The 3,377-nt window shown below is 68.6% G+C and carries 3 protein-coding genes; 2 read left to right on the top strand and 1 reads right to left on the bottom strand.

The genetic code is table 11. From position 1 onward, the window contains the following. Positions 1-90 precede the first annotated feature (90 nt). Positions 91-780 carry a hypothetical protein gene (locus EB084_22075; protein NDD30952.1) on the top strand — a complete coding sequence of 230 codons (690 nt, stop codon included), beginning with the start codon at positions 91-93 and terminating at the stop codon, positions 778-780. Between the two features lie 61 nt (positions 781-841). Here the strand turns inward: EB084_22075 and EB084_22080 are convergent, their stop codons facing one another. Next, positions 842-2,425 (bottom strand): NAD(P)/FAD-dependent oxidoreductase, encoded by a 1,584-nt coding sequence (locus EB084_22080; protein ID NDD30953.1) that lies wholly within the window; start codon positions 2,423-2,425, stop codon positions 842-844. Positions 2,426-2,611: 186 nt separating this feature from the next. Between EB084_22080 and EB084_22085 the strand changes: the two genes are divergently transcribed. Beyond that, positions 2,612-3,377 (top strand): AAA family ATPase (locus EB084_22085; protein ID NDD30954.1); only part of this gene is annotated, 766 nt, incomplete at its 3' end.

The following is a 3,377-nucleotide window of genomic DNA, read 5'->3' on the forward strand; positions in this document are numbered from 1 at the left end:
ACGCCACAAGACCCGCCGCACCGCACCACCGAAGCCCCAGCCAACCCACAGACCGCAGGACCCGCCGCACCGCACCCGAAGCCTTCGCCCATGCGAGCCCTCTTCTCGATGGTGACCTGGGAGCTGGCGCTGAACCTCAGCGAGATGGCCCGTCTGGGGCGACGCGGATGGTACTGGCGCCTGCACCTGGCGATGACCCGCGCCTACACCTTCGACAGCGCGTGGCGGGTGGTCACCCGCGAGGCGCCCGCCACCGGTCTATCCGAGATGCAGCTGGTGTACGGCGAGACGCCCGCATTCACCATGCTGGCCATGCTCGCCCGCGTGGGCATCTCGCCGGAAGACACCCTCATCGACCTCGGCTGCGGCCGCGGCATCGCCGTCATGGCGGCGGCCCTCGAGTGGCCCCTGAGCGCCGTGGGCATCGACGCCCTGCCCACCTTCGTCGAGCGCGGCAACGTCATCGCGCGGCGGCTGGGCATCGACGACCGCGTCACGCTGCGCCACGAGAACTTCGTCGACGCCGACCTCTCTCAGGGAACCGTCTTCTACGCCGCCGCCACCACGTTCGAGCGAGACATCATCGACACCGTGGCCGAGAAGGTGGCGCGTCAGGCTTCGAGCGCGAAACGGCCCCTGCGCTTCATCACCCTGAGCCAGCCCCTGCTGCCGCCCTGGAAGATGGTGGAGAAGCTCACCCTGCCCATGACGTGGGGACGCAACACGGTCTACTTTCACGTGCTCGACGCATCGGTGGCAGATTCGTCAGGCCGCGCGTAGCGGCAGGGCGAGCCCTGGCCTGGGGTGAGACGGCGGTAGCACGCGTGAAGACCTCTCCGCCTCAGCCGCCAGACTCATCAGAGTCGAGGTCGTCGAGCAGGGCGTAGGCAGCGTTGCGGCCCGGGTTTCCACTCACGCCGCCCCCGGGATGCGCGCCAGCGCCGCACATGTAGAGCCCCTCGACCGGCGTGCGATAGCGCGACCAGCCGGGCACGGGGCGAAACGACATCACCGAGCCCGGGCGCATCTCGCCGTGGTCGGGGTGTCCCCACGCCATGCCGAACTGCTCCTCGATGGCCAGCGGCGTGAGGACGTGTCGCGCTGCAATGGCGCCCGGCAGGTTCGGCGCATACCGCGCAAGCAGCTCGACCACGGCGTCGGCGGCGGGTTCGCCCAGATCCATCCAGTTCCCCTCGGCCAGATGGTAGGGCGCGAACTGCACCCAGAGCGAGAGCACATGCTGGCCATCGGGGGCAAGGCTCGGGTCGTCGAGGGTAGGGATGATGCCGTCGATGATGGGCTGGGTCGAGAAGCGTCCCACCCGTCCATCGCCATAGGCCTGATGCATGTAGTCGAGCGACGGGGCGATGACGAGTCGCGCCCGATGGTGCGAGGCCGGCGCGGTGCCGGGAACGGCCGAGAAGTCCGGGAGCTCGTTCAGCACCAGGTGCATCTTCATCCCGTAGCCCTGCATGGGCGCCTGCTCGACCCGCGACACGAAGCTCGCCGACAGGTGCTCGCGCGACACCAGGCGCAGGAAGGTGGTGCGCGGATCGGCGCTCGACATGACGAAGCGCGCCTCGATCACCTCGCCGTCGAGCAGGCGCACGCCCTTGACCCGCCCGTCGTCTACCTCGATGGCCACCACCTGCGCGTCGGTGCGAATCTCGGCCCCATGCGACTTTGCACTCTCGACGAGGGCACGGGTGAGCGAGCCGAAGCCGCCGCGAATCAATCCCCACTGCCCACGCACGCCCGCGGCCGTGTCGGTGAGGCGATGGATGAGGCCGTAGGCCGTTCCTGGCGTGCGCGGTCCGGCGAAGGTGCCGACGATGCCGTCGACGCCGAACACCGCCTTCACCTGCGGGGTCTCGAAGTACTCATCCATCAGCTCTTGCACGCTCGAGAACAGCAGATCACGCAGCATCATCTCGCCCTCTCGACCGCTGAAGGCGCGAGACAGGTCTTCCATGGAGGGTGGCGCGTGCATCGACCAGGGCGAGAGCCGGTGCGAGATGCGGTCGAGCCAGGCCTGCAGGCGAACGAATCCCTCGGCGTCACGCGGCGCGTGCCGAGCCAGCTCGGCCATGGTGCGCTTCTCGTCGGCATAGAGCATGACGTGGCCGCCATCGGGAAGCGGCATGAACGTGGCCTCGTCGCGCGCGTAGAGCTCGAGCCCACGTTCGGTGAGCCCCAGTTCCTCGACGATCTGGGGCGACAGGGCGCGGAACAGATGCGCCCCGGTCGATGTGCGCACGTTGGGCGCGATCTCCTGCGTGATGCAGGCGCCGCCCGGCTGGGCGCTGCGCTCGAGAACCAGCACCGACATGCCCGCCCGCCCGAGATACGAAGCGGCAACCAGACCGTTGTGGCCGCCCCCCACGATCAGTACGTCGTAGCCTTCAGACATTGCGTCGCCTCTCATCTGCGTCGGCCTCGGCAGGAGGCTCGTGAACGTACGATTCACAGGCCGAGGCAGGCACTCCTGTAGAGCGAGAGCGACGAGAGACTGACGTATACCCGGATGCGATGGTCGCCCAGGCCGCACGGCTCGGCTCTGGTGCGAGCGAGGCGCAGGGGCGATGGGGCAGAGCACCGAACCCGAGACGCCGTGTCGAGATTCACAGACGAAGGTGACCAGGGAGACCTGTTCGCGGGGACTGATTTCGAGGTGAAAGCGCAGGCCGACGCTTCGCGCCCGCTCTTCTCAGAGCCACGACCGGGCGCGCCATGGAGCATTCCCGGACAGCGCAGCGGGGGGGGCGGTAGCGATCGCGTGGGTGCCTCCACGACTTCTGACAGGCCACCCGTCACGCCGCAGCGCGCCCCCGCGCGCCGGCCTGCGCAACCTGCTCCCGCCGAGGCCGGGCGTCGCTCTCCCCTGCCCGAGCGCATGCGTCCGCGGTCCCTCCACGAGATCGTGGGGGCCGAGCGCGTGGTGGGCGAAGGCACCCTGCTGCGCCGCTTCATCGAGCAGAAGCAGCCCCTCTCACTCATCTTCTGGGGACCACCGGGCAGCGGAAAGACGACCCTGGCGCGCTTCCTCATGGACCACTGGGGGCTACCGTCGCGCTTCCTCTCGGCGGTGACGAGCGGCATCGCCGATGCCCGCGCCATCTTTGCCGAAGCCCAGAAGACCCTGCGCGAGACGGGGCATGCCACGGTGGTGTTCGTCGACGAGATTCACCGATTCAACAAAGCGCAGCAAGATGCGTTTCTGCCCTACGTCGAGAACGGCACCATCGTGCTGCTGGGCGCAACGACCGAGAACGCGTCGTTCTCAGTCATCGGACCGCTCATCTCGCGCTGCCGCGTGGTCACCCTCGAGGCCCATGGCCTCGACGATCTGAAGCAGCTCATCGAGCGCGCGCTGCGCG

The sequence above is a fragment of the Pseudomonadota bacterium genome (assembly GCA_010028905.1).
In the GTDB taxonomy this organism is placed as follows: domain Bacteria; phylum Vulcanimicrobiota; class Xenobia; order RGZZ01; family RGZZ01; genus RGZZ01.